The sequence below is a fragment of the Curtobacterium sp. PhB190 genome (assembly GCF_004365385.1).
Classification (GTDB): Bacteria; Actinomycetota; Actinomycetes; order Actinomycetales; family Microbacteriaceae; genus Curtobacterium.
Genome location: NZ_SODN01000009.1, coordinates 60,713 through 86,630 on the forward strand (window position 1 = coordinate 60,713; position 25,918 = coordinate 86,630).

The 25,918-nt window shown below is 66.4% G+C and carries 27 protein-coding genes and 1 pseudogene; 5 read left to right on the forward strand and 23 right to left on the reverse strand.

What is annotated here, in order from left to right:
* Positions 1 to 37: 37 nt before the first annotated feature.
* Positions 38 to 640, reverse strand: coding sequence for a TetR/AcrR family transcriptional regulator (locus EDF47_RS15580; RefSeq protein WP_207913289.1), 603 nt, complete (start codon positions 638 to 640; stop codon positions 38 to 40).
* A 127-nt stretch (positions 641 to 767) separates the two neighbouring features.
* Here EDF47_RS15580 and EDF47_RS15585 point away from each other — a divergent pair, with 127 nt between their 5' ends.
* From EDF47_RS15585 to EDF47_RS15595, 3 genes are all read left to right on the forward strand, one after another.
* Positions 768 to 1,445 (forward strand): NAD(P)H-binding protein, encoded by a 678-nt coding sequence (locus EDF47_RS15585; protein ID WP_131881514.1) that lies wholly within the window; start codon positions 768 to 770, stop codon positions 1,443 to 1,445.
* 559 nt (positions 1,446 to 2,004) lie between these two features.
* Positions 2,005 to 2,337, forward strand: a complete 333-nt coding sequence (locus EDF47_RS15590; protein WP_131881516.1) for a hypothetical protein — start codon at positions 2,005 to 2,007, stop codon at positions 2,335 to 2,337.
* Between the two features lie 91 nt (positions 2,338 to 2,428).
* A complete protein-coding gene (locus EDF47_RS15595; RefSeq protein WP_133938564.1) occupies positions 2,429 to 2,746 on the forward strand; it encodes a hypothetical protein in 318 nt (105 codons plus the stop codon).
* Positions 2,747 to 2,925: 179 nt separating this feature from the next.
* On the opposite strand, the gene EDF47_RS15600 is transcribed toward EDF47_RS15595, so the two are convergent.
* The 9 genes and pseudogenes from EDF47_RS15600 to EDF47_RS15635 all read right to left on the reverse strand — a co-directional run bounded on the left by EDF47_RS15600 (position 2,926) and on the right by EDF47_RS15635 (position 10,912).
* The gene (locus EDF47_RS15600) at positions 2,926 to 4,047 is read right to left on the reverse strand and encodes an exodeoxyribonuclease VII large subunit (protein ID WP_243698134.1); all 1,122 of its coding nucleotides are present in this window, start codon (positions 4,045 to 4,047) and stop codon (positions 2,926 to 2,928) included.
* A gap of 120 nt (positions 4,048 to 4,167) precedes the next feature.
* Positions 4,168 to 4,416 (reverse strand): annotated as a pseudogene (locus EDF47_RS20225) (recombinase family protein); the annotation flags it as partial.
* Between the two features lie 141 nt (positions 4,417 to 4,557).
* A complete protein-coding gene (locus tag EDF47_RS15605) occupies positions 4,558 to 5,301 on the reverse strand; it encodes a DUF3800 domain-containing protein (RefSeq protein ID WP_207913291.1) in 744 nt (247 codons plus the stop codon).
* Positions 5,302 to 5,528: 227 nt separating this feature from the next.
* On the reverse strand, positions 5,529 to 6,104 hold the full coding sequence (locus EDF47_RS15610; protein ID WP_131881635.1) for a recombinase family protein: 576 nt from the start codon (positions 6,102 to 6,104) through the stop codon (positions 5,529 to 5,531).
* Between the two features lie 110 nt (positions 6,105 to 6,214).
* Positions 6,215 to 7,027, reverse strand: coding sequence for an AAA family ATPase (locus EDF47_RS15615; RefSeq protein WP_055960810.1), 813 nt, complete (start codon positions 7,025 to 7,027; stop codon positions 6,215 to 6,217).
* Positions 7,024 to 8,427 carry a Mu transposase C-terminal domain-containing protein gene (locus tag EDF47_RS15620; protein ID WP_071301383.1) on the reverse strand — a complete coding sequence of 468 codons (1,404 nt, stop codon included), beginning with the start codon at positions 8,425 to 8,427 and terminating at the stop codon, positions 7,024 to 7,026. Before EDF47_RS15620 ends, EDF47_RS15615 begins: the two co-directional genes overlap by 4 nt.
* 6 nt (positions 8,428 to 8,433) lie before the next feature.
* Complete coding sequence (locus EDF47_RS15625; RefSeq protein ID WP_055960814.1) at positions 8,434 to 9,036, reverse strand: recombinase family protein; 603 nt, start codon at positions 9,034 to 9,036, stop codon at positions 8,434 to 8,436.
* Between the two features lie 140 nt (positions 9,037 to 9,176).
* Positions 9,177 to 9,749, reverse strand: coding sequence for a uracil-DNA glycosylase (locus EDF47_RS15630; RefSeq protein ID WP_055960816.1), 573 nt, complete (start codon positions 9,747 to 9,749; stop codon positions 9,177 to 9,179).
* On the reverse strand, positions 9,746 to 10,912 hold the full coding sequence (locus tag EDF47_RS15635; protein WP_060915499.1) for a TDT family transporter: 1,167 nt from the start codon (positions 10,910 to 10,912) through the stop codon (positions 9,746 to 9,748). The genes EDF47_RS15630 and EDF47_RS15635 overlap by 4 nt, the downstream gene beginning before the upstream one ends.
* 63 nt (positions 10,913 to 10,975) lie before the next feature.
* Here EDF47_RS15635 and EDF47_RS15640 point away from each other — a divergent pair, with 63 nt between their 5' ends.
* Positions 10,976 to 11,908, forward strand: a complete 933-nt coding sequence (locus tag EDF47_RS15640; RefSeq protein ID WP_347812772.1) for a LysR family transcriptional regulator — start codon at positions 10,976 to 10,978, stop codon at positions 11,906 to 11,908.
* Here the strand turns inward: EDF47_RS15640 and eno are convergent.
* The 11 genes from eno to EDF47_RS15695 form a co-directional block, all read right to left on the reverse strand.
* Positions 11,893 to 13,227, reverse strand: a complete 1,335-nt coding sequence (gene eno / locus EDF47_RS15645) for a phosphopyruvate hydratase (RefSeq protein WP_083393829.1) — start codon at positions 13,225 to 13,227, stop codon at positions 11,893 to 11,895. The genes EDF47_RS15640 and eno overlap by 16 nt on opposite strands.
* A gap of 145 nt (positions 13,228 to 13,372) precedes the next feature.
* Entirely contained in the window at positions 13,373 to 13,858 is a 486-nt protein-coding gene (locus tag EDF47_RS15650) for an inorganic diphosphatase (protein WP_055960822.1), read from the reverse strand.
* Between the two features lie 26 nt (positions 13,859 to 13,884).
* Positions 13,885 to 14,256: a CrcB family protein gene (locus EDF47_RS15655; RefSeq protein WP_055960823.1), complete on the reverse strand. Its 372-nt coding sequence runs from the start codon at positions 14,254 to 14,256 to the stop codon at positions 13,885 to 13,887.
* The gene (locus tag EDF47_RS15660; protein ID WP_055962328.1) at positions 14,253 to 14,663 is read right to left on the reverse strand and encodes a CrcB family protein; all 411 of its coding nucleotides are present in this window, start codon (positions 14,661 to 14,663) and stop codon (positions 14,253 to 14,255) included. Before EDF47_RS15660 ends, EDF47_RS15655 begins: the two co-directional genes overlap by 4 nt.
* Positions 14,664 to 14,752: 89 nt before the next feature.
* Positions 14,753 to 15,496 carry a 2,3-diphosphoglycerate-dependent phosphoglycerate mutase gene (locus EDF47_RS15665; RefSeq protein ID WP_055960826.1) on the reverse strand — a complete coding sequence of 248 codons (744 nt, stop codon included), beginning with the start codon at positions 15,494 to 15,496 and terminating at the stop codon, positions 14,753 to 14,755.
* Positions 15,493 to 16,083, reverse strand: a complete 591-nt coding sequence (locus EDF47_RS15670) for a universal stress protein (RefSeq protein ID WP_243692505.1) — start codon at positions 16,081 to 16,083, stop codon at positions 15,493 to 15,495. The genes EDF47_RS15665 and EDF47_RS15670 overlap by 4 nt, the downstream gene beginning before the upstream one ends.
* A gap of 240 nt (positions 16,084 to 16,323) precedes the next feature.
* On the reverse strand, positions 16,324 to 17,817 hold the full coding sequence (locus EDF47_RS15675) for a PIN domain-containing protein (protein WP_165932451.1): 1,494 nt from the start codon (positions 17,815 to 17,817) through the stop codon (positions 16,324 to 16,326).
* Between the two features lie 42 nt (positions 17,818 to 17,859).
* On the reverse strand, positions 17,860 to 18,918 hold the full coding sequence (locus EDF47_RS15680; protein WP_131881526.1) for a hypothetical protein: 1,059 nt from the start codon (positions 18,916 to 18,918) through the stop codon (positions 17,860 to 17,862).
* 157 nt (positions 18,919 to 19,075) lie between these two features.
* Positions 19,076 to 19,279, reverse strand: a complete 204-nt coding sequence (locus tag EDF47_RS15685; protein WP_131881528.1) for a hypothetical protein — start codon at positions 19,277 to 19,279, stop codon at positions 19,076 to 19,078.
* 4 nt (positions 19,280 to 19,283) lie between these two features.
* The gene (locus EDF47_RS15690) at positions 19,284 to 22,451 is read right to left on the reverse strand and encodes an RHS repeat-associated core domain-containing protein (protein WP_133938562.1); all 3,168 of its coding nucleotides are present in this window, start codon (positions 22,449 to 22,451) and stop codon (positions 19,284 to 19,286) included.
* A gap of 378 nt (positions 22,452 to 22,829) precedes the next feature.
* Positions 22,830 to 23,015, reverse strand: a complete 186-nt coding sequence (locus EDF47_RS15695) for a KTSC domain-containing protein (RefSeq protein ID WP_165932452.1) — start codon at positions 23,013 to 23,015, stop codon at positions 22,830 to 22,832.
* A gap of 321 nt (positions 23,016 to 23,336) precedes the next feature.
* On the opposite strand from EDF47_RS15695, the gene EDF47_RS15700 reads away from it, so the two are divergent.
* Positions 23,337 to 23,948, forward strand: a complete 612-nt coding sequence (locus tag EDF47_RS15700) for a recombinase family protein (protein ID WP_131881534.1) — start codon at positions 23,337 to 23,339, stop codon at positions 23,946 to 23,948.
* A 197-nt stretch (positions 23,949 to 24,145) separates the two neighbouring features.
* Here the strand turns inward: EDF47_RS15700 and EDF47_RS15705 are convergent, their stop codons facing one another.
* Both EDF47_RS15705 and EDF47_RS15710 read right to left on the reverse strand, forming a co-directional pair.
* Positions 24,146 to 24,838 carry a DUF3800 domain-containing protein gene (locus EDF47_RS15705; protein ID WP_165932453.1) on the reverse strand — a complete coding sequence of 231 codons (693 nt, stop codon included), beginning with the start codon at positions 24,836 to 24,838 and terminating at the stop codon, positions 24,146 to 24,148.
* A complete protein-coding gene (locus tag EDF47_RS15710; protein WP_133938560.1) occupies positions 24,835 to 25,626 on the reverse strand; it encodes an ArsR family transcriptional regulator in 792 nt (263 codons plus the stop codon). The genes EDF47_RS15705 and EDF47_RS15710 overlap by 4 nt, the downstream gene beginning before the upstream one ends.
* Positions 25,627 to 25,918 lie beyond the last annotated feature (292 nt).

The window sequence follows — 25,918 nt, forward strand, 5'->3', positions numbered from 1 at the left end:
AGATCCCCTGCCGGGCGCGGCCTCGTGCCCTCGCTCGTCAGTGCCCGGTCACGGCCTGCGCGCCGAGGCGCGACTCCAGCATCGTGTCCATCGCCTCGTGCACCAGCGCGTCCCCCTGCTTCCGGGAGATGCGCTGGGAGGCGATGAGCGCTGCGATCCCCTGCATCGTGGCCGCGAACAGGAGCTTGAACATCTCTCGGGCGCCGCCATCCGCCTCCGACTCGTAAGACGCGCCCATGGCCTCATCCAGGACCCTGAACAAGGTGAGCGCGGCGTCGTGGACGGGGCCCTCGTGAGCGCTCGTCTTGGCGGCGAACATCAGTTCCATCAAGGCGGCGTCGTCGACGGCGAAGTCCACGTATGCCTGCCCCACGCGGCCGAGCCGCTCGCGGAGCGGCCCTGGTCCGGCCAGGGCTGATCGCACGTCGTCGGTGAGTCGGGCGAAGCCGCGCGCGGCGAGAGCCTCCAGTAGTGCCTGGCGGTCGATGAAGTGGGTCCTCGGAGCGCCGTGGCTCACCCCGGCTTGCCTCGCGAGCTCACGCAGGGACAGGTCGTCGACTCCGTTCTTCCGGAGCATCGCCTCGGCCTGCTCGAGCAGCACCGCGCGCAGGTTCCCGTGATGGAACGGCCGCATCGTCATGGCCTGATCCTAACGCTCGACTAGGCATTGACTAGATTCTAGTCACCGCCTAGATTGATGAGACGGCGCACACGCGTCGTCTCCGGATCGCGCCTCTCGGGGTGCGCTCGATGACAGGACGATGCACATGGATCGACAGAAGACTTTCGTGGTGCTCGGCGGGACGGGCCAGACCGGGCAGCACCTCATCCGTCTGGCGCTCGAGCAGGGGCACCGCGTGCGGGCCTTGGCTAGGACGCCGGCGAAGCTCACGATCGAGCATCCCGATCTGGAGATCGTCCGCGGCTCCATCACGGGGGACTCGGACCTGGATCTGGACGCGCTCGTGTCCGGTGCGGACTTCGTGGTCTCGATGCTCGGAGATGCTGCGGCGCAGCGCGAGCGTCCGATCAACACCGAGTTCGTCCGGCGGCTCATCCCTGCCATGCGGCGGCACGGCGTCGGCCGATTCCTCTACCAGGCGGGCGGGCTCAGCGCCGCTCCCGGGGTCGGGCTCCCGCCAGCGCTCCGCTTGATCCGGGCCACCATCGCCCGCGGGTACATCGGTCAGCACGAGGACAACGAGGCGGTGATGAGGTACCTCACCGACGAGGCAGGTGACATCGAGTGGATGGTCCACCGTGCCGGCATCGGGGGAGACGGCCCGTCGAAGGGCGCGCTGCATCGGTCAGAGAAGGCGTTCAGCGTCGCCACGTTCCGAGACTGCGCGGCGTACGCCCTTACGACAGTGATGGACGCCACCGCCATCCACACCTGCGACTTCAGCTCCTACCGCGCATCGGCAGGAGGCACGGCGAGGGCCTGAGCGACGAACGGAGATGAATGTCAGCCGTCCCTGTGGTGACGAGCGCGTCATGCCTGGTTGCCATACGGGCCAGCGGCCGTAAGCGGTCCCGTCAGTCGATCGTCTCGACGGCTGCCACGTGGCCCATCGAGAGACGAGGCGACTATCGCGCATCGTTCTGTACCGCGGTGGGAGCTCGAGCTCGAGCCGGCACCGAGTTCGCGAGTCCGCCGCTGTCCTCCTACGCCCGGGTCAGGAGCGAGGCGGTGGCGCCACAACGTCGAGCACGCGCAGCGGTGGTCTGCGGCCTTGGCCTGGCGATTCTGGGTGTGGCTTATCGAGCTCGCGGAGTGCGAGGACCGAGACTCCGACCACTGAGGCACTGCCAGGGGCAATTAGGGTCCGGGTAGCGGATCGTCAAGCGGACGGGCTGGTCTGAGGGACGAGACCTCCCTGCGGTCGCGATGATCGTATGAGCACCTCGTTACCGTCGTGCGGGTCGCGCGGATCACCGACGGGCATGAGCTGTCCGTCCGGAGCACACAGAGCCTCCGCTGGTTGCAGGCATTAGCTTCGAGGGGTGGACGAGATCCTCGAGGTGTCAGAAGTCATCGCCCTGCTGCGGCCGATGTTCCAGGTCATGCTCACGACCCCTGAGCTCGCGACGCTCACGCTGGACATCCTGCCGATCGACGACGTCACCGGCTCAGCGCTGGACGGGGACGATCTCGTCGAGCAGAACAGCGCCGTGGTCCGCTGGCGCATCATGCGCGAACGCGGTTGGTCCGGCGGTTTGTGGGTCGAGGACGGTCTCGACGCCCTCGTTCGCAACGTGCAGAGTGATCTCCAGGACTTCATCGCGGAGAGCCGATTCGGATGGGGTCAGCTCAGAGGGCCTCACGACCTACCGTGATGTCGACCTGGTCGACGCAGTGGCCCGGTCAGGACGTCCGGTGATCGATCGTTGACCGGGCGCGCACGGGATTTGGTGGGATCCTTCGGGTATGCAGGCGAACATCCGGCTGGTGACCGTCCGTGGCGAGCAGCAGGGCCGCGATGCGGACCTGGACCATGTGCAACAGTTCGAGGTTGAGACGGACGCTGGCCACAGGTACCTCGTCGTGTGTCAGGGCCCTCCTGTTGGCTCACCGTCGGACTGGGATGTGTCCAGCGCAGAGGATGGCCGCCTGGTGGGTCATGTGCGTCTACTCGGGGCGGGAATGCCGGGCGCTACGACCTACCGATTCAAGAAGGCTGGAGCGCTCTTCTCCAGCGGGAAGCAGATGGACCTCTGGAACGCGGTGCAATCGCTCCTGGAGTGACTCACGACCGGTAGCCGATCCCTCACCGGTACATCCGCCAAAGCGTCGGTGGTAGTCGTGGCGTGTGAGCTGAGCCGTAGGCGGACAAGCCAGGTGGGCCCCGAACTCACCGGCCGTCTTACCTGCTGTGGATCACGCGGCAGGGGAAGGAGCAAGCACGATCTCGCACGGACGACCGCTCAGCCCGTCGGAGAGCTCGGGATCGGGCTTGGTGATGGCGTGTTCATGCCGGCCGCGACGAGGAGGAGGAGCGATAAAACCATCCCGACAAGCACCAAGCTGTTGATGATCACGCCAGCGATCGCTGCCTTTCGTGGGCGCCGGCGAAGATCGATCATTCCGAGCACGAGACCGACGATCGGCAGGATGAGGAACCCGCCAGCGGCGAACGCGGAGATCAAGCCCAGCACCAGCGAGGCGACTCCGAACCCTCGAGGTCGGCGTATCGAGGTTGCGCCCCAGGTCCATTGCCGGGGAGGTGGCTGCCGTCCCGGGGCAAACATCGGGACAGGCCGTGCCGGCTGGGTTGGGTACACCGGTGCGGGCGCCTGGAATGGCGAGGCTGACGCAGCTGGTCGCTCCGCCCGTCCATGTCGAGGCGACGACGCTCGGTACGTGGGTCGCGTCGGGGTACTCCGGCGCGGCTGCGGTGCCGCTGTCTTGGGTGCTGCGTTCAGCCGGGGTTTCTGAGCTGCGAAGTACCGCTGCCTGAGCGCGACACGCATGGCCTGGCCGAGCATTCCAGGGACCGGCATCGACGCCGTGGCGACGTGATCGGCCCAAAACACGTTGCCGCGATGCCCGAGCGCCGTGAGGATCGGGTTGCGTGCTTCGATGATCGCGTTCACCACATTTGGATGGTCAAACGCCCACAGATCTTCCCCGCGGCTCCCGCCGCCCCGCACCAACACGACCACATGATTGGAAGCCGACGGGATAGCAGACAACGTCGCCGCGATCTCAGCAGGAGTGTCCGCCGTCCCCAACGACACAGAGCGCCGCTCCACCATGGGCCGCTGCGCTTGTGCCAACGCACCATAGAAATCGTCGAACGCTTCCGACTGGTGCCCAGTCACCACATACACACGCGAGATCACCTCCGGCAGTTGCTCGCTCAACACTCGTTCAGTGACATACGGCTCGACATCTCCCGGTCTAGTTGGAGTGTTACGGCCCGCTCGCGCCAACTCGGCAGCAACAGCAGCACGCGACTGCGCGAACTGCTGTTGCAACGCCTGCGGATCCGGCCGGAACGCCTGGAAATCGCCCACATCTGCCCCCGTCGTGTCGCCGATACTCACCGGCAAACCACCGTAACCGACCCCACCACCACCGCGACGGCGCCAATGTTCGCCAGTCCCTCGAGACGGAGATATCTTGCCGCGCCGCCCCGCCACCGGCTCGACCTCGCGTCTCAGCGTCCGATACACCGTCGTCCGGCTGACCCCAAGCACGTCCCCGATCTGCGCGACCGTCATGTCCCGCTGCTCATACAAGCGCTTGGCCGTCCGCACCTGATCCGCCGACAGTCGCGGCGGACGCCCACCAGTCCGTCCACGAGCACGCGCTGCCGCGAGGCCGGCGTGGGTGCGTTCCTTGATGAGGTTCCGTTCGAACTCCGCCAACGCCGCGAACACGTGAAACACCAGCCGGCCACCCGGAGACGTCGTGGTTACACCTGCGCGAGCCTGCCGTTGCGGAGCCGAGAGAGCCTTGGTACAGTCATCGACGCAAGGCCCTATGCGATCTTTGTGGTCGACCAAGGGGTCTTGCACCCCGCGAACCCCCGGCCTTGGCTGGGGGTTCTTGCGTTAGTCCAGCCAGTGGACGCCAAAATCTGACCCTGCTGCCCATCGGGTGGCGAGCTGCATGTACGCGACGATCGCTCCTTCAACCGGCTTCCCCTTGCTGCCCCAGATATCCGGGTGTTCCTGCCGATGCTTTTGGTAGGCGCCATACGCGATGAGATCCGCGGCCTGGATGAGCTGGCTGTACCGGCTGTCCTGCATCACCACGTCCTCGATGATTCGGCGCTGGCCAATCTCGAGGGAACGGTGAACTTCTCGGTACGGAGCGGCGTCACGGAGCGCTCTCTCCCACAACTCTCGGTCCCGCGGGGCAGTGAGCTCCTCACCTGGATTGCCCAGCCCCTGCTGGCCGTCGTACATCACCATCACCTGCGTGTCAGCACGATCCGCCCAGTCTTCGAGCCACGCGATAAAGCGGGCGTACGCTACCGGCTTCGACACGTCGCGCACGCCGATGGTGAACACTTCGAACTGCGCGTGCTTCGCGAGAGTGGAAAGCATGATCCGCGCCGCCGCCGCCCGGCTTGAAGTCCCGAACCGGGCATTTTGCTTGGTCGTTTCGCAGTACTCCCCCCGACCCTTGTAGAGCTTCGTCGCATGCAGCTCGGCAGTCTTCGGCACACCGAACTCGCGATGAATCGCGCGACGACCCTCTAGCCATGCGTTCAGCACCGTGGACCAGTGCGCGTCCTCCACGAGCAGCCCGGTGAGCGTCACACCGTGCTTCGAATCCCCCGAGTCGTCCACGTAACAAAGGTGCACCCCACGAGTATGGCGAACGTCGCGCCCTGTCGCTCCCCTATTCGCTGGGCCGAGGATGCTACAAGCCAGGGAAGCCGGCCACATCCTTCGTCTTCATGGCGGATCGGGCAACGATGCCTGCTCGTTCGAGCGTCGCGGCGTACCCACCCGCTCGGACCTGCGGCTGTGACTGCTCACGCTGTCCTGCGTGATTCTGGTCATGCTCTCTTGCCTCACTCGCTCGCGGGTGAGGCTGCGGCACGGAGGTAGGCGTAAACCGTCTCCCGGCTGACGCCGTACTCCTTCGCCAGCACCGTCTTCGGCACGCCGGCGCGAGCGCGGCCGATCAACTCCGCGACCTGCACTACGCCAAGCGATCGCGCCCGGCCGCGGTACACGCCACGCTGCTTTGCCAACGCGATCCCCTCACGCTGGCGTTCCCGGATCAGCTCGCGTTCGAACTCGGCAAACGCACCCATCATGTTCAGCAGCAGGTTCGCCATCGCACTGTCCTCTCCGGTGAAGGCCAGCTGCTCCTTAACGAACTCGACACGGACCTTCTTGTCCGTGAGCCGGCGCACGAGCCGGCGGAGATCTTCGAGGTTCCGCGCAAGCCGGTCCATCGAGTGCACCAGCACCGTGTCACCGTCGCGGACGAACCCGATCATCGCCTCGAGCTGCGGGCGATCCACGTCTTTCCCGGATGCCTTGTCCTCGAACACCCGATCCAGCACGACACCATCGAGCTGGCGCACCGTGCTCTGATCCAACGTGCTCACCCGCACATACCCGACCCGCTGACCCGACACCACGCCTCCGACCCCTACTTGTCCAGTTGAAGTCTAAGACCCTCAACAGAAAGTGTCAGATGTGAGCAGCCTCGCTCTGTGTCGTCGTTTTCGCTGCGATCGGTGTCGGGTCAGGTGGTGCCGATGACGAGGGTGCTGCGGGCGGCCTCGACGACGTCGTTGGTGATGACGTCGAGCTCGTTGATCTTCAGGACGCGTTGGATCTGAGGGAGGAGGCGCTCAAGGAGCCGGAAGTTGCCGCGGGTGATGCGTTCGACGGCGGCGATGGCTTGCGCGTCGGTGAAGTCGTCGGGGTCGAGCGTCTTGCCGAGCTTGCGCCATTGACGTTCGAGGACGAAGAGCAGCTCGTCGTGGCCGAGCGGACGGTACTGGTGGGCGAAACCGAGGCGGCTGTAGAGCTGCGGGTAGTGGCTGAACTGCTTCTCGATGCCGGGCATGCCGATGAGGATCATCGCTATGCCGGTGCGGTCGTACTGGTCGCGGAGCCACTCGATCGCGTTGCCGGTGAGGCGTTCGGACTCGTCGATGATGATCAGCTCGAGCAGGGACGGGTTGGGGCCGTGTGCGTGGTCGAAGTGGCGACCCTGGAGCAGGAGGTGTTCCTCGATGCAGCGTTCGGTGCGGAGCATGTCGTGCCGGAGGTCGTCCTGCAGGGCGCGCATCGTGGCGGAGACCTCGGGCGTGTAGAAGACGGTGCGGGCTCGGTGGGCGGCGGCGTAGATCTTCGTGTCGTCTTCGCTGCGTGCGGCCCATCTGGCGATGAACGGGCCGATGCTGTCCCAGTGGGCGTAGCGGCGTGCGGAGAGGGTCTTGCCGACGCCAGCGGGGCCGAAGCAGACGCCGATGGTGTTCTGCTTCCGGACGGCGTCGGCGAACTCCGCGAACCGACGGTGTTCCTTCGTGATGATGAACTGGCTCGTCATGACCGGTCCTCCTCGTAGGTCATCAGTCGCGGTTGATCCGGTGCCGGTGCGGGTGCTGGTGGGGTGTGATCATCGGGTGTGGGGCGGACGATCGCGATGCGTTCGCGGATCTGCCCGCGCAGGGCTCTTCGTTGCGCGTTCCGGGCGGCCTGGATCTGCTTGAGACTGATGGTCTCGGTCTGATGCGCGGTACTGATCGCGGTGCACAGGAACGCGTCGCGGTGAAAGACACGGATCTCGGTGACGTCGCGGGGGTCGTACCGGACGCTGACGGTGCTGCCCACGAAGGGTGCGAGAGTGGTTGCGGTGTAGCGGAGCCCTTCGAAGTGGATGCCGTCTCGTTGCACGACACGCGTGGTCGGGACGGTGAGCAGGAACCCGTCGAGCTGCTCGAGGGAGTCCGGCATTCGTGGCAGCCACCCGTCTGCGATCCACGCTTCCAGTGGGCTCTTCCGGAGCTCGCGGTGGATGCGGGCGTTGTAGCGGCGGATGAACGTGTTGATGGCACTGTCGACACCGGCGAGATCCAGCGCCGGCGTCGGCGCCGGCGCCGAGGATCCGGGTGCGAGGTGGCCGGGGAGCGTTGGGAGCAGCTCGGTGTTGATGGTGCCGAAGAACCGCTCGATCTTCCCGCGGCCCTGGGGGCGAGCGACCTGCGAGTGGATGATGCGGAGGTGCAGCACGGCGGCGGTGTCGCCGATTCGGTGGCTGGTGAAGTCGGACCCGTGGTCTGTGTAGAGCACGTCTGGGATCCCGCAGACAGGCCAGTCCGGTTCCGGCTTGTGCCAGATCGCTTGCCGGAGCGCGAGCGCGGTGTTCGCGGCGGATGGGGCGCCGAGGAACACCATGTACCCGCAGACCGCGCGGGAGTAGTCGTCGAGGATCACCGTCAACCACGGCCGTTCGGGCTTGCCGTCGGGTCCGACGATGAGCAGATCGAGCATCGTGTGGTCCGCCTGCCAGATCGCGTTGGGGCGATCCGCACGACGTCGGAGCAGCAGTTCGTGCTTGTCCCGATATGACGCGGGCCCCTCAAGCGCGAGCGTCACCATCCCGGGATCAAGCCCGTTCACGATCGACCGCACAACGGAGTACGACGGCGCTGAGAGACCTCGTTTGGTGCAGTAATTGTCGACCTGGCGGTGAATCGTGGCGATCGAAGGTCGTGGCTTGGTGAGTGCGAGCCCCTCAATCAGGCGCACCAGTTCCGGTGCCGTCCGTCGGGCGCCGTGATCGGTGCGGGTGCCGTCGGCGAGAGCCGGGTATCCGCCGGTTCGGTAGCGGGCCAACCAGCGTTGCAGGGTGCGCTCAGCGACGCCCGTGGTGCGGGCCAGGGTGGCGAGCGGGATGGCGTCCTCGACGTGCAGTCGAAGGATGCCCCACCGCTCGCTCGCGTCCATAGCCAGCTACATCGTTGGGGAAGGCTTGGTTCGTCGCGCCGCGACGGGCTCGGCGTGCTTCGCGAGTGCACGGTAGATGGTGGTGCGGCTAACGCCGAGCACGTCGCCGATCTGCGCGACGGTCATGTCCTGCTGTTCGTAGAGCCGGCGTGCGGTGCGCACCTGGTCCGCGGAGAGCCGAGATGGTCGGCCGCCGGTGCGGCCGCGGGCTCGAGCGGCGGCGAGGCCGGCGTTGGTGCGTTCCTTGATGAGGTCCCGTTCGAACTCCGCCAACGCGGCGAAGACGTGGAACACGAGCCGGCCGCCGGGCGAGGTGGTGTCGATGGTCTCCTGCAGGGACCGGAACCCGATGCCGCGCTCGGCGAGAGCGTGCAGCTGATCGATGAGGTGCCGGATGGACCGGCCGAGCCGGTCGAGTCGCCAGACGACGAGAGTGTCGCCGGGGCGGAGCTGGTCGAGGAGCTTGTCGAGCTCGGGCCGGTGTTGGAGCGACCCGGACATGGTGTCGACGAACACGCGGTAGCAGCCAGCGGCGTTGAGCGCGTCGATCTGCAGCGACGCGTCCTGGTCTGTGGTGGACACGCGCGCATACCCGAGAAGGTGACCCATGAAGAGAACGTAGCGAAACTCGACCAGGAGGGGTAGTGGCGGCACGTAGATTCTGGGACTGGGTTCCGCTACAAGACACGGCGCCTCGCACCCGGACTGAGCGCCGGTACGGATAGTTGTAGCGGAATCGTTCGTATTTGTTACGTCTGCCGCGCTCGCGCGGCGAGCCGGAGTGCTTGCACGGAACGGAGGTGTTGTTCCGATCGGTGGCGGCCGTTGGCGGGAGACGGATGTGGTGCTGCGATGACCGGAAGGAGTCGGGGGTGCTCGTCCAGGGTGAAGTGTCGCATGACGCCGTCGAGGGCAACGGCCCCGTACGTGACGATCGCAGTGAGAGCGGGGAGGGCCGCGAGCAGTGTGGCGAGGGCATGCCGCCCCTCGTCGATGTCCTCGAGTCGCACGCGGTCGGGCAGTTCCCATGGGACAAGGTTCCAGCGGACGTACTCGCCGCGTGCGAGTCCGGACTCGATACGGGCTGCTCGGAACGCGGCCGCGGTCGGGCCCGGGTTGTCCTCGCTGCAGATCGCTGCGTGCGCTGCGGCGATGGTCTGGGGGCCAGGCGACTGCATCAGGACCAGGACACGGCTGAATCTGCCGCCGGATCGTGGGTCGAAGCTCGGGACGAACCGTCGGCTGCCGTCGGGCGCGGTCCGCCACGTCTCCGCGAGACCGTTCAGCGATCGAACGTCAGCGAGTTCCTCGGGGGTACTCATGCCGGCTGTGGCGGTGCCAGCAGGGTGCCACGGATGACGGATCCGTGAAAGGTGCGAAGGGCAACGGTGATCCATGCGGCGACGAGGCCGGCGTAGTAGATGACGGCGAGGACGGCAACGACGGTCAGGCCTGAGTGCAGGGCGAGCCCGTTCAGGCCGGTGACGCAGGTCCCGACGGGGAACGTGAAGGACCACCAAGTCAGGCTGAACGGCAAGTGTTCGCGGGCAGTGCGGATGGTGATCGCGAGGGCGATGACGGTCCACAGCAGCGCGAAGCCGAGCATCGCGAACCCGTACACCAGCGCCACGACCAGCAGGGCATGCGCGGTACTCGCATCGACAACGGTGGGGGCGTTCGATGCGAGGAGGTTCACCGCGGTGATCGACTGTCCGACCGGCCCGAGGACGATCCACAGAGTCGGGACCATGCCGGCGGCCCCGACCTTGTGCTGCGCGAGACGGTTCCAGATCAGCGTGATCACGACCAGCGACGTGATGAGGCTGAGGCCGAAGAAGCCGTAGCAGGACCACAGCAGCGTCTCCCGCGCCTGCCCGGCGGGGGCGTACGGCAGCAGGAGCGCACCGGTGGAGGCGGACACCATCGGCGGGACGATCGGCATCAGCCAGCCGCCGAACGCGGAGTCGGGCTTGTTCTCGTGGCGGGTGAACGCCAGGTACGGCACGAGCACTGCCGTGAGCAGTCCTCCGATGGTGCCGATGGTCCACAGGACCCAGTCGATGGTGACGGCGGCGGGCAGGCCGACCCAGTCCTTGCCGAGCAGGAGTGTCCCGGCGCCGACGGTGAGGAACGCCATCGGTGGTGCGCCGTAGAAGTGCGAGATCACCGGGTTGAGCTGGTGCCCGGCTGCAGTGCTCCGGTAGCGGATCCAGTGCAGCACCGTCGCGGTCGTGAGGGCGACGAGGAGCACCGCGGCGATCGCCCACACGACCGTCGCCGCGAGGCGCAGCCCGGGGAACTGCAGCGGCAGTGACGCAGCTGCGACAGCGACGATCCCCGTGCCCATGATCGACGCGAACCAGTTCGGTGTGAGATTCGACACGATCAGGCCTGGCCGCTCCAGGTCACGGAACAACGCCGTCTGCGGCCGTTGGGGCAGCTGGCTACCGTTCGCGGGTGCAGGGTCCGTGCGGAGCGTTGTCATGGGCCAAGCCTGCGCGAATCCTGCCTCTGGCGGTACCCGGAACCTCTTGGCAGGGCACAATCAATGATTGTGGCACTACGGCGACTCACGGACCGAACCCTCGACCTCGACACACTCGACGTGCTCGCACGCGTCGCCGAGACCGGCTCCCTCTCCGCTGCCGCTGGAGCGCTCGGCGTCACGCAACAGGCAGTGTCTGCTCGGATCCGGGTCGCCGAGCGTATGGTCGGTCACTTGTTGGTGCACCGCTCGACCACGGGGTCGGTGCTGACCGAGACCGGCAGGCTCGTCGTCGGGCTGGCCGGACCGGTCCTCGACGCGTCTCGCCACCTCGAAGCAGGAGTGGCTGCGCTGCGGACTCCCACGGGTTCGCTCGTCGTCGCAGCGTCACAGACGATCGCGGAGCTGCTGCTGCCGGGCTGGCTGCTCGAATTCCGCCGCCGCGAACCCGACGTGCGGGTGCGCCTGATCGCGGGCAACTCCGCCGCGGTGACGGACCTCGTGCAGTCGGGTGGCGCGAACCTCGGGTTCACGGAGACCCCGGTGACGGCGGCAGGTGTGTCCGCGCAGGTGATCGCGGACGATGAGCTCGCGGTCGTCGTTGCGCCGAAACATCCCTGGGCTCGGTCGACCGGGATCACTGCGGAGGTCCTGGCGGCGACGGCTCTGCTCCTGCGGGAAGAAGGTTCCGGAACTCGCGCGACCCTCGCCGCATGGCTCAGGGAGGCCGGTTTGAGCATGTCGGTTCCGGCCGCGGTGCTGGAGACCACGAGCATCATCCGGGCGAACGCGCAGGCTGGAATTGCACCGGCGGTGATGAGCCTTCGCACGGTCGCCGCCGACATCAACGACGGGTCGCTGGTGCGGGTCCCGCTCGCTGGGCCGCCACTTGCCCGGCCGTTGCGGGCGATCTGGTCGGGAGAGCCTCAGCCAGCTGGTTCTGCTTTCCTGCGCGTCGCCCACGAGGTGACCGGTCGGGGTCAGCGCAGCCCGTAGGGCAGCTCCGGATTGTTCTCCGCGATCTCGGTGAGCCGGTTGTACTTGGCGACGCGTTCTCCGCGGGCGGGTGCGCCGGACTTGATCTGTCCGGTTCCGGTGCCGACGACGAGGTCCGCGATGAACGTGTCGGTGGTCTCGCCGGACCGGTGCGACACCATGCTCCGCATCCCGAGCGAGCGTGCGACGCCGATCGCGTCGAGGGTCTGGGAGACGGTGCCGATCTGGTTCGGCTTGATGAGCGCCGCGTTCGAGAGCCCGTCCTTCCCACCGTCGCGGATGCGCTGCGGATCGGTGACGTAGAGATCATCGCCGACGATCTGGAGCATGTCGCCGAGCGCGAACGACATCGCCTTCCAGCCGCCGTGGTCATCTTCGGAGAAGCCGTCTTCGATGCTCCGGATCGGATACCGGCTGATGAGGTCGCGGTAGTAGTCGACCATGCCTGCGCGGTCGAGCCGGCGGTCCACGACCCGGTAGCTACCGTCACCGAGCGCGAACTCGTTCGCCGCCGGGTCGAGTGCGATCGCGACGGTGTCCACGCCGGGCTCGTAACCGGCGGCACTGATCGCGGCGACGAGGAGGTCGAGGGCCTCCTCGGGCGCGGCGATCGACGGGGCGAAGCCGCCTTCGTCCCCGAGACCGAGACTGCCGAACCGTTCCCGGACCAGTGCCGCCAGCGCGTGGTAGACGTCCGATCCGATCCGAACCGCGTCGGTCATGGTCTCGGCGTTCACCGGGGCGATCATGAACTCCTGGAAGTCGAGCGCGTTCGCTGCGTGCGCTCCGCCGTTGAGCACGTTGAAGTGCGGGACGGGCAGGCGGGGCGTGCTGCCGGTGACGTCTGCGATCCAACGCCAGAGCGGCAGCTCCGCTGCGGCGGCGAGAGCGCGTGCCATCGCGATCGAGGTCGCGACGACACTGTTCGCGCCGAGCCGGCGGTGGTTCGGGGTGCCGTCGAGGGCAGCGAGGGCGGCGTCGGCCTGCCCGATCGAGGTCCACGACTGGCCGGTGATCATCGGTGCGACGTCCGTCGTGATGAGGTGCAGTGCCTGGCTCACGTCGCGGCCGCCGTAGCTGCTGCCGCCGTCGCGAAGCTCGACAGCCTCATGCGCGCCAGTGGATGCGCCTGCGGGGGCGTCACCGGTGACGACGGTGCCGTCCTCGAGCTCGAGACGCACCTGGATCGTCGGGTAGCCGCGGGAGTCGAGGATCCGGGAGCCGTGCAGGCTGCTGATGGTGACGGGGCGGCTGGTGTGGGTCACGTACTCGCCCTGATGGTGGGTGGTGTGGTGGACGTTGCTGATGTAGTCGTTCACGGCGGTTGTCGCCTTTCGGGTTGGTCGTGCGGGTGTGGGCCGCGGGGAGGCGGAGGGACGACCTCCTGGCGATCACTGGGCGCCAGTTGCCTCCCCACGGCGGTTCAGGGCGCGCACTGGATGGTGTCGGGTGCGCGGGTGCCGGTCAGGGGTGCGGGGTGAACCGTTCCTGTGCGGCGCGGATGATGGCTTCGGCGTCGACACGGTTCGCCCACCCGTTGGTGGTGACGTGCTTGCCGTGCTCGATCTCCTTGTAGTGGGCGAAGAAGTGCTCGATCTCCGCCAGGACCGGCTCGGCGACGTCGGAGATGTCCTGGACGTGGTCGAAGCGGACGTCTCCGGCGGGGACGGTGAGGATCTTGTCATCGCCGCCGTTCTCGTCGACCATGCGGAGCATCCCGACCGGGCGGACGTCGATGACGACGCCGGGGAACGTGGGCCGGGGCAGCAGCACGAGCGCGTCGAGGGGGTCGCCGTCATCGCCGAGAGTGTCGTCGATCGAGCCGTAGTCCTGCGGGAACACCATGCTGGTGAACACCGCCCGGTCCAGGCGGATCCGTCCGGTGGCGTGGTCGACCTCGTACTTGTTGCCGCTGCCGCGGGGGATCTCGATCGTGATGTCGAAGTGCATGAGCTGTTCGTCTCCCAGTCGGATGGTCAAGTGAGGGTGCCGAGGGTGACGCCCCCGGCGGCTGCGGCGACGGAGACGACGAGCATCCCGAGCCCGTTCACGGCAGCCGCGGTGGTGCGGCCAGTGCGTGCGAGGCGGACGGTCTCGAAGCTGGCGGTGCTGAACGTGGTGTAGCCACCCATGAGCCCTGTTCCGAGCACCGCGACGGGGGTGGCGCCGAGGTGACCGGCGGCGCCGGTGATCAAGCCCAGCAGGAACGAGCCGGTGATGTTGATCGTCAGCGTCCCGACCGGGAGCCGGAACTGCCGACCCCGGTTGATCGCACCATCCACGAAGAACCGTGCGGCCGCGCCGACACCGCCAGCGACCGCGACGCTGAGGAAGGCCAGGGCGCTCATGATGTGGCCCCGTTCGGTCGGACCAAACCCGCGATCGCGAGGCCGCTACCGGTGGCGATCGCGCCGGCGAGGACCGTCAGGAGCGCGTACCCGGTGCCGGCCAACCCGCGGCCAGCGAGGAACAACACCGCGGTGCTGGTCGCGAGGGTGCTGTAGGTGGTGAACCCGCCGAGGACACCGGTTCCCAGAAGCAGGCGCAGTGTCCGGCGGCGACCCTCGTCAGGTCCGCGATGCGCGAGGTGTTCCAGCAGCACACCCAGTAGGAGCGCGCCGGCGATGTTGATCCAGAAGATCGCCCAGGACACCTCCTGCTGAGCGGGGAAGGCGGTGCTGAGTCCGTCGCGTGCGGCGGTACCGATGGCGCCGCCGAGTGCGACGACACCGAGGTACCGCCACCGCAGATGCACTGGCCGGTCGATACGTTCCGGGTCGTTGGCGTCGATGTCTGGGTCGGGCGGGAGCTGCCCATCGGGCAGGTGCGTGTCCGTTCGGGAGGTCATGTTCCACCTTCCGCAGCGACCGCTGCCGCTGCTGCTCGTGCTGCCGGATGCAGGTACTCCCCACCCCGCGGACAGAACCCACCGTCGCCGTCGAACCGGTAGATCAGGGGTTCGCCCGTGGGGAGGTTCAGGTCCGCGAGCTCACCGTCAGTTAGGCCGTCCATGCAGGCACACAGTGCCCGCAGTGAGTTGCCGTGCGCGACGACGAGCACTGTCTGCCCGTCGCGGAGTGCCGGGGTGATGCTGTGCGACAGGACGGGTTGGACCCGGCGGATGACGTCGGAGAGTGTTTCGGTTCGACGAAGTGCCGCCCACGGCAGTCCACGAAGCGCCGGCGTCCGCCGGAGCGCCAGCCACGCGCGGATCGACATGCGTGGTGGCCGTCCCGTGCGGGTCCGACGAACAGCGAAGAACTGCTCCGCCCCCAACGCCGCTTGCGCATTCTGCTTGGACATGCCGGTGAGGGCGCCGTAGTTCCGCTCGTTCAACCGCCACGTCGACTCGATCGGCGCATCACGTCCGAGGACGTCGGTGACGAGCTCCGCCGTGTGGAGCGCCCGCTCGAGCGTCGACGTGAGCACGAGGTCCGGTCGGATGCCGGCATGCAGAAGTAGCAACCCAGCCCGATTCGCTTCGGCGCTGCCCTGTTCGGTCAGCGCGACGTCTCGCAAGCCGGTGAAGGTACCGGCAGCGTTCGCAGTGCTCTGTCCGTGGCGGAGCAGAACAAGCTGGCCGGTCACGGGGTGTCCAACGGCAGTGGGGCATCGAACCCGACCGGATCAACGGGCACTACGAGCACTGAACGGTGCTGCTGATGGGTCAGCCGTACCGCGACCGACCCCGTGAAGAACTCCGCGATTCGACCCGCTCCCGTCCTGGCCCCGACGACCAGCATCGCCGCGTCGCGGTCTTCGGCCACCTGCGACAGTGCCCGGCTCGGATCCCCGACACCCGGGACGAACGTGACGTCGACGCCGTAGGTCGTTGCGGCAGCACGTACTGCCGCCTTGTCACTGTCCGACAAGCCCTGCGGTGTCGTGTCAGCGGTGTCAGGGTCGATCGGTTCCACCATCACCGACCCGTCCGAGCGCGTACCGGCATCGAAGAGCGATGCATCCACGCTGACGCACACCAGCGTCGTACCGAAGCGCCGCGCGATAGACGACGCAACCTCGATGACCCCCGGAGCGAGGCCGGGCAGGACGCCGACGACGACCGGTCCGGAACCGATTGGTGCTGTCATGACACTCCCTACCTCAGGCGCGCAGAAGCGCGACCAGCTGAGATAGGGACTGTTGTCGACAACTGTCGAGGTTGGGTCCGGCAAGCCCCACTACCGGGTCCGAAGACACCACCATTATGCACCCGAACCCCAAGTCACGCGGGCCGTCTCGCGCACCCGCGACGTCCCGACACCGAAGGAAGCGATTCCGACGACACGGAGCGAAGCTGCCCACAGTGTCAGACAAGCCCATATCGGACCCTATTCGGACGCGCGCCGCATCACGAGCCTGACGTCTAGTTGGGGTGTACTCCACCTGGGCGCTGACGTTGGCCGCTTGTACCGTCAAGGACGGGTCCCCGGGGCCTGGTCTGGTAGATCGCCGGACGGATGGCCGTTCACTTCGTTCTCAGTGTCGGCATCGGGGTCTTCTTCGGACTCTGCGAAGGCGCCCTCGGCGTCGAGGGCGTGGTGCGCTGCACGGCGTGCAGACTCCGAAAGTGCGGACCAAGCAGGGTCAATACCGCTCAGTTCACGACGCGCAAGTGCTGCGGCGACCGACCCCACGCCTGAATTCTCGGCCGCGCGCCGCTGAATCTCAGCAGCAATCGACCCGACTTTCGTCCCGTCGGCCGCACGGCGCTGGATCTCAGCAGCAATCGACCCGAGGTTCGCCCCCTCAGTCGCACGCCGCTGGATCTCCGCAGCTATCGACCCAAGGGTTGCCCCCTCAGTCGCACGCCGCTGGATCTCCGCAGCTATTGACAACTTCGGCATTGCCGCCTGCGCGGCAAAGACTGCTGAGTTCATCTGCTGACGCTCCCAAAGAGAGAAAGCGCTTGATGTGAGCGTCCGTGTACCCTGCGCATTTACGACGCCGAAACGTGGCCCGGTGTAGATGGGGGCGGGCTGGATGTCGGTGCGGTCTCTATCGATGCGCATCCCGTGCTCACCAACGGTGTACCAGGCAGTGATGTCGAGCTCTTGGTACGAGCTCTCGTCATCATCATCTGGCCAGTCGATCCAGTCGAAAGCAACGCGGGCCGTCATACGGATTCTTGTCCGGTACGACCGGCCTCCATCTACGAGATTGCGGGCAAACGCCCAAACGAGTTCGGGAGTGCCAGGGTCGCTGACATCAGCATCGACCGATTCACTCAGATCGAGAGCGACCCACAGTTCGGGCGCATGAAGCTTCCCATCGAGGAACAGTGCACGAACCAGATTGCTCAGATCCTCCGCTTCCGGGACGACGCGGTCTTCCTCGCTGGAGTACTTCTGGGGAGGCTCAAAGTCGTTGAGCGTCTTGCAGATGCGGATGGTCCCATCTGCCAAAATCGATTCAATCTCGTCGCGGAGCTCTGGATGAAGGTCCGTGCCCTTGGTGTTGCGGTAGGCGAGGTCCTTTGAGATGAACACGATCTCCTCGTCCGGGAACTCGCGGGCGATGTCGAGCACGGTGTACCAGTGCAGCGCGTCACGGTAGCCGCCACCATTTTGGTTGAACGGCTTGCCGCGGTCGATCGCGCGCTGAGCAACTTCGTCGTGCGCAACGACCGGGGTGTCCCTGATGACTACCCCTTCCGCTTCGAGGAAAATTGTGGCGTCGTAGTTGCTAGCCCAGCGTTCTACCTCATCGGACGCGGCGCGTATCGCCCGCTTCACCTCGTCCGGTGCTCGGTGCACGTCGACCCGGGGACGCTGATCGCGACGGTTCTCCCGAACCTTCCCAGTGATCTCAGCGGCAACGATGCGAGGTACCAACACGGTGAGGGTGCCATCGTGGATCGCCGTCGTGATTGCGCGCCACGTACCGCCCTGTAGCTCGGGGTTCGGCACGACTGCGTTCGCATCGGGTACAAGAATCATGGAGATCGGTCTTCAGTCTCGGGTTCCACGAAACGCTTCGGGCGGGTCAGTAGCGGCGCCGGAGGCATCGAGGAACACTTGGAAGTAGGCGGTGAGTGGGTTTGCGTCGGTAAGAGCGCTCATGTCGACAGCGGCGATCTTGTCGGCCCATGCCTTCCCGACGAGGACTCGCACCCAGGGGCGGACTGCTGGTGTGACCGGGACTCTGTCGTCAGTGCCGGGACGGCGGGCGGACACTGACACGGTCAGGACCTTGCCGTCGCCGGCCGCATCCCCCGTCCAGGCTTCTTCGGTGGTGAAGTCTGCTGTAAACAGGAAGGCGGTGTCGGGTTCGTTGACGGCCTGTATCGGCCCGAGACGTGGCATCGTCGCAGCCCGCGACCGGGCCGTCTCTTCAAGCTCGGCGCCCTGCTTACCGCCGTGCGTGGCGAGAATGTCGGTGGAGTCCCCGGCGGCCGTGAAGAGGGCTTGCTGGAACGCTCGGATCTCGGGTTCGTGGTTCGTCCAGATGACAGCCTCGAGAGGGTCTTCTGGTGCCGACTCGGCAAGGTGCCCGCCGGACTGTTTGTAGGCCAGCATCAGCGCGTCAACACCGGCGGTTTTCCGTGCGGCCTCGACCTGGGCCACCTCAGCTGCCGTACTCGGAAGCCCAAGCAGATGCCCTCGCAACGGCTTCGCAGCGTCGATGACGGCCTGGTGGTACTGCATCGCGCAGATTGCAGCGGCGGCGTCCGAAAGGTGGTCTCCCGTGAGCTGGGGAACATATTCCTCAGCCGGCACTTCGAGTTCCCCGACCGTCAGGTTCGCCGCGGCCGCGACCGCGCACACCGCGTCCCACCCGGGGTAGAGCTCCCCAGCTCCCCACCCGTTCACGATGGTGTCGTTTTGGCCGAGCGCGGCAGCAAGTTCTGCTGCGCCACCAGGGAGACGGCGTACCGCGTTGGCGATCCAGAACGGCCGGAGCTCCCCAGCCCGCCACTGTGCGAATGTGGCCGGGAACGACCGTTGAGCTGTGGCGACGCTCACGCCGTCGAGGCGTCTCTGGAGTGCCGTGGTGTCGATCCGGTTCATAGGTTCCATGATGTTCCCCAACTGCGAGCGGACTGTCCACGTGCAGCACTGCCGTGTCTTCCAAGAGCGCAGATCCGGAACGGTCGCGTTCGGTGACGACGGTGGATGCGGGCACGCAAGAGGGGGCCACCGTGCGGTGGCCCCCTCTTGGCGGTTGCTACTTCCCGTCGTGCTCTGGGTTTGGCTTGCGCCGCTGGGCCGAGATCTTCGTGACCATGATGATGCTGGCGATCGCACCGAGGCCGCCGGAGATCCCGAGGAACACGCGGGTCACGGGGTCTTCCAGGAAGAAGATCGCGATCACGAGGACTGCGACGAACACGGCTTCGAGGATGAGCCAGTACGCGAGTTTCCGATTCATGGGATCAACTTCCGCAGGTGTTGATGGCATCTCCGACGCTGTAGACCGTACCTGCCACGCCTACTGCGAATCCGACAGCGCCAATGGGACCACCCACGCCAGTGCCGATCACGGCGACCGAAGCTGCCGTGGTGATAACGCCGGTGACAGCACCGAAGATGGCGCCACCGCAGTCGAAGCCGGTCGGGTCGGAGTTGTTGATGGGGTCACTGGCAGCGAAGGCGTACCGGTTGCCGTTGCTCGGGTCGAGCGGGCTGTCGAGGGTGTCCTGCTGTGTCCAGGCGCCGATGTACGGGTTGTACCAGCGCTGGCCGAACTTCACGAGCCCGGTGTGGATGTCGTCGATCCCGGCCTTGAACGTGAACGGGTTCGACGGCAGACCATCGCCGCCACCGTCGTAGGAGACGGTGTCTGTGCCGTACGGGTCGACGGTCTTCACGAACGCTGCTGGGCTGCCGGTGAGGAGCGCGAAGGGGTTCCCGGAACCGTCGTAGGCGTACTGGCCGAGCGCGTCGGACGGGGTCGACAGGGCGATGGGCTGCCCGGTCTTGGCGTCGTTGACGATGTTCGCCCGGTTGCCGTTGCGAGTGGAGCTCGTGAGGGTGGGGGTGCCGTTCTGGTCGGCGCGCCCGTACTGGTACGTACGGGTGTCGCCGTTCGGGGTGGACAGCGACAGCAGCGACTTCTGGTCGGCGCCGGCGTAGGTGTAGTTGGTGACCTCAGAGCCGTTGTGGATGGCCTGGGTCATCTGCTCGGCGGCGTTGTAGGTGAACGTGTACTCGGGTGCTGCGGTCAGGTTGCCGGCGCCGTCGTAGGTGTATCCGGTGTTGGTGATCTGGTTCGCAGCGTTGAAGGTCAACGTCTGGTTGGTGCGGACGGTGCCGCCGGAGGTGGTGAACTTCGCCGAGGTGCGGTTCCCACGGATGTCGTACCCGAACTCCCACGTCCCAGGCGTTGCGGAACCGGTGCCGGTGGTCACGGTCTTCGTGACGCGGCCTCGGCTGTCGTACGTGTACGCGGTGCTCTGCCCGGAGACGTTGTCGGTGACCCACTGGAGTTCCGCGCGGTCATTTGCGCTCGTGGTGCCGCAGTTGGGTGAGGTGCTGCCGGCGTTGTAGCAGTAGTACAGGTCGTAGATTCGCTGGTTGCTGCTCGAGGACGGACCAACCCATCCCTGAACCTCCTGGATGCGGCCGCTGCTGTCGTAGTCGGTGTGCGTACGGCTGGCCCAGGTGCTGTTGTCCGCGTTCGAGTCGACGTAGGTGTCGGTACGACGGCCGGTGTCGGGGTCGGCGACAAAGCGGATGGTCTCGGTGGTGTTATTCGGTGCCGGCGTCGTGGTGGAAGTCAGCGTGCCGGAGTCGTCGTAGGTCGAAGTGAGGGTGCCGTCCTGGTCTGTGTAGGACGTCTGGTTGCCGGCCTTGTCGTAGCCGTAGGTGATGCCGCTCAGGCCGGGAGTATTCGCGGTGTTGGTAGTGGTGAGGAGATTCCCGAGCTGGTCGTAGGTGTTCGTGACCGTCCCGCCGGCGGAGGCCTGGGTGAGCAGGTGTCCGGCGTTGTCGTACGTGTTCGTCACCGACGCAGTGCCGTCGGAGAAGCTCGTGGTGAGGACCCGGTCGTTGCCGTCGTAGGTGTAGTTCGTCGTCCGACCGGCACCGTCAGAGGCTGATGCGATCCGGCCGAGCGCGTCGTACGAGTACCCACGAGCCGCGAGGCTGGTGCCCGTCACCGGGGTGACGGTCTTGAGCTGCTTGTTCTCGTACGTGTAGCTGGTCTTGTTCGAACCGTTGCCCGGCGCAGTCGCGGTCGCGACCTGCCCAGCCGTGTACGTCAGCGTCGACGTCGCGGCGGTGGCGCCGGTGCCGGTGCCGCTGGTCAGCTGATTCCCGACGCCGTCATACGTCCGTGCGGTCGCGTTCCCGGCGCTATCGGTGGTCGATGCCGGCAGGTAGGCAGTCGCAGCAGGAGATGCGTTGTAGCTCAACGACTGCGATGCGCCGCCACTTGAGGCGACCTTCGTGAGGGACTGGCTGCTGTTCGCGCCATACGTCGCGGTCGTCGTCGACGCACCCGAACCAGACCCGATCGTCGAGGTCGACGGCTGCAGGTTCGCGCCGTTGTACGTCTTCGACCGCACCCGACCGACCGGGTCCGTGACGCTGTTCACGAGCTTCTGCGACGAGTTGATCGCGTACGTCGTGTGCGGCACCGCGGACACCGCGGAAGCGGTGCTCGTGTTCGGGGACGCGACCAGCGTCGACGTCGCCGAGGCGTAGTCGAACCGGGTCGTCGACGCGCCGGCAGCGCCGGCGGTGGTGTTGGACTGCAGTACCTGGGACACCTTGTGCGTGGTCCCGGAGTAGCTGATCGTCGTTGTCGCGCCCGTCGGGCTTGTGATCCCCGTCAGGTCGTTGCCGGAGTACGCGAACGTCGTCGTCTTCCCAGCACCATCGACGTAGGAGGTGAGATTGCCGTTGGTGTCCTTCACCCACTTCACCGACCGGGCAGTCGAGCCACTCCCCTGCGTCACCGTGTACGTCCGCGTGGACGCGTCGTAGGCGCCGTTCGCGGTCTTCGCCGCTGCCGTCCCGGCGGTGCTGGTGATGGTGGTGGGCACGCTGGCGGTGTTGGACATCGTCACCGTGTTCCCGTTCTTGTCTGCGACCGACACGGGAACACCGTTGGTGTTCGAGGTGATGACCTGCCCCGTCGCCGGATCGGTCAGCGTGTAGGTCGGGTTCGTGGTCGCCGACGCGACCAGCTTGCGGAGGAACCCGGCAGGAGCCGTGAACGTTGTCGACGTGGCCGACGGGAAGTTCCACGTCGCACCATCAGCGTCCGTGTACACGACCGATCCCGAAGCGCCCGACGAGAAGGAGCCCGCACCAGCGATCCCCGTCGTCCACCGGACTGCCTGCGCGGTGTTCGCGTTCGAGGTCTGCCATCCGAGCGAGTTGTACGTCTGCGTGATCGCATTCGTCCCACCAGCGCCCGGCAACGCCAGACCTGCAGTCGTGACCTCGAGGTTCCCCGTCGCGACGTCGACGGCAACGCCGACCTGGTCCGACACCGCGAACGGCAACGTCGTCGCCGACGGCCGCGAACCGGTCAGGCCGGTCGCGGCCGGCCCGGTCGGAATCGCGGCGTGCGCAACCTGGGTGACACCGCCCACGAGCGCAACGCTGACCGCGCCAACGAGCGCAACCTTCCAACCGAACGATGAATGGACTGCCTTACGGCGTGGAGCAGAGAGCACGGGTTCCCCTAATGGAAGCAACACGCTGACGCGGTGATGGAACGTGGCCAAGACACCCCAAAGCCACGCCTGAAACGCCCGCACCACCCGTCGACAGCGATGTCAGCTCAGATGAGGGTTGTTCGAAACTTAACGGTATCTATGGATTCGGCGCACCCCGCAAACGGAGACATGCGTAAAACCGCACACCATCGCGTACGGGTCACTGCGCTATCCGGCTCGCGTGCACCGCCGGGGCCGCGGGGTCGGCCACCGGGGATCCGCCGGCGGAGCTCGGGAGGGGCTGCTCTTGCCCTAGATTTCGAGGTAGCGGTACCCGCCCTGGATGACCTGCGTATCGAAGTACAGAGCGGTGTTCGCTCCGGCATCGCGCGTCACGACGAGGCCGTCGAACACAGATTGCGGCACATCGAGATAGAGGCGCACGGTGCCGCCGACAAACTCAACCTCGAGCACGCTCTGCGCCTCGTCGTAGCCCACCGATACAAGATCGCCACCAGGTACCGGCACCCGCCTCATCGCAGTCCCGTCGATGCGCTCGCACGGCGAGCTGCGGCCCGAAATACCACAGGCCGCCGCTCATTTCCGCGGTTCTTCTTCACCGTCACGTCGTGAGCCTATTGGCTGGCGCCTGCCTCGACACCATCGCCGGCGACATCATCGAGGCAGCGACCCGCCCTCGTCGCCAGACACTGCAGAAGACCGTGACAAGGACCCTGCAGCACAACGTGGACAGTCGCACTCAATAGACCCGCCCGGACGAATGCCCGGTTGCGGCCCCCTATATGAGACACTTCCGGAATGGCTGGTCAACTCGTCGGGTACGCCCGCGTCTCCACCGACGCGCAGGACCTCACCGTGCAACGTGAAGCGCTCGTCGCCGCCGGCGTCGCACCCGAACGGGTCTACGTCGACCACGGCCGCTCCGGCACGAACCGGGCCCGCCCCGGGCTGGAGAAGGCGATCGAGGCGTGCTGGCCTGGTGACACGCTCATCGTCACCAAGCTCGACCGACTTGCCCGCTCCGCCGTCGACGCCAGCACGATTGCGGCCGAGCTTGCGGCCAAGGACGTGCGTCTGAGCTTCAACGGAGCGGTGTACGACCCGCTCGACCCGATGGGTCGGATGATCTTCGGCATGCTGTCGGTGTTCGCGGAGTTCGAAGCGAACCTGGTCAGCGCCCGTACTCGCGAGGGCATGGCCACCGCTCGAGCGAAGGGCCGGCTGAAGGGCCGCAAGCCCAAGCTCTCCGAGAAGCGGGAAGCGCTCCTGGTGTCGATGCACCGATCCGGCGACTACACCTCGGCCGAGCTCGCGGAACTGTTCGACGTCGCCCGCGCCACCGTGTACCGGGCGATCGCTCGAGGCGAAGCGGCTGACCAGACCCTCGCGCTCCCCCGCGTTGAGGGTTAGGAGCAGACGGCGCCGCGTTCCTGCGACTCGCGGAGAACCGGCATCGGCTCGCCGACGGTCACGGAGCGCACGCCCTTCAAGGCCAAGCGTCCACGCTCACGTGAGTAAGTGCGCGTGTGTGTTTGTGTGTTAGTGTGCAGATGCGGACCCGCCCCACACTCGTGGAATGGCGGGTCTTGCTGTTTCTCGGATCGGGTTCAGATCATGAGTGGTCCGCTGTTGACGTCGTTCCCGTCGAGGTACTTCTTCCTCCAGTCTCGGGCGAACTCGTTGCCCTGGTGGGGGTTCAGGCTGACGAACGTCGTGTACGCGACGAGGTCGGCCATCTGTACGAGCTGTGACCGCTTCGAGTCATGGAACATCGGGTCCTCGATGATGTGCCGGGTGTCAAGCGAGAGCGCCCGATGGGCGTTGAAGTAGTTCGGGTCGGTGCCGTTACCGTCCATGCTGACGAAGGCGTAGGTGTCGTCGGCGCGGTGCTCGTTGTTCCACCGGTTGATGAGGTCGAGGTACACCCGCCCGCGCTCCTCATGGTATTCCCGGCCGCGCAGCGTGGTCCTTCGGTAGATGGCTCCGACGCGAAGGTCTGCGCACGCCGCGATCGCTTGGAGGCACTGGATGGCTACTGCACGCCCTAGGGTCTTCCACTCTGTGCTGTCACTGTCGCTGCCGGCGGTGGAGATGCGGGTGCGGCCGTTGACAAACTTCGTGGCGTGCAGCTCCTCAGTGGGCGGTACCTGGTGGTCCCGGTACAGGGCCTTGCGGAGCTCGAGCAGCGAGCGGAGGGCGTAGCGCCAACGGGTGGGATCGCACTCGATCCAGCCGTACACGATCAGCCCAGACGGTTCGGAGCCGGAGTCATCGACGTACAGCATGCGGGAGATGGTCACGGGGCTTCGGTTCCTTGCGTCGGGTCTGACTTCTTCAACTTCTTCTGCCGCTTCTTGATCGCCTTCTTGGCCCGGTCTTGCAGAGCTTTCCGCGACTCGTAGCCGAACTCGTTGGTGAGGGCGTAGTGCATGTGGACGGTCTTACCGTCCGGGGCGAGCGGCGCGTCGATGCTCTCCACCGTCCGCTTCACCAGGCCAAGCTGGCGCAGCTCCGTAAGGCCGTTCTGAGCGCTCTTCGGCTTGATGCCGTACCACTTCTCCATGTCGTCGTAGGTCAGCCAGACAGAGCTCTGCCGGCTGGTCTCTTTCGCGACCACGAGGAACATCACCAACGCGGACAGGTTGAGCTTGGCGAAGATCTCGTCGTTCCAGAACGCATCGGGGATCGAGAAGTACCTGTTCCAACCGTCACGCCGCCCACCGGGAGCGTCATATTCGGCGCCGCCGTCCTCGCGGCGCGGCACAACACGCACAAGCCGGTTCTCCCGGTTCTTCTCGACGAGCCCAAGTTCAACCAGATCAGCCCAGGCACGCGACAACGTGGACGCAGACCACGTCGGTGCACCCTTCGCCGTGAGCGCGCGAATCCACACACTGCCCTCGAGCGGCTTCCACTGCTCCTGAAGCCAGGGCCAACACGTCAGCAGGAGGATGTAGAGCAACAGCGCGCGATGCTTACGCTCATGCATCACCTTGGCGAGCGTCGCCGCACGAGGCTTGTCCCGCTCTGGGAGCTGAACGAGGATGTGCCGGATCTGGGTGTAACCCCGCGCCGAGAGGCGGGCCATCTCCGCTCGAGTTCGTGCCGGAGTCGAGCCTCCCGATTTCGCTGTCATGACGCAATCACACCACGAACGCCGATTCTTGATCCCGTTGACCCGGCGTTGCCGATTGCGGTCCGGGACCACATAATGAGACATACCGTGAGATACCCCGCTGCGATGCACCGTGCGATGCAGAGACTCCCCAGACATCGATCCCGCAGCACCTACTGCCGCTTGCAGGGCGGGGCGTCGGAAGGTCACGAGTTCAGGGAAATTTCATGCCAGTTCGGAGATGCGCCTGTTTGTGGGGTCGGCC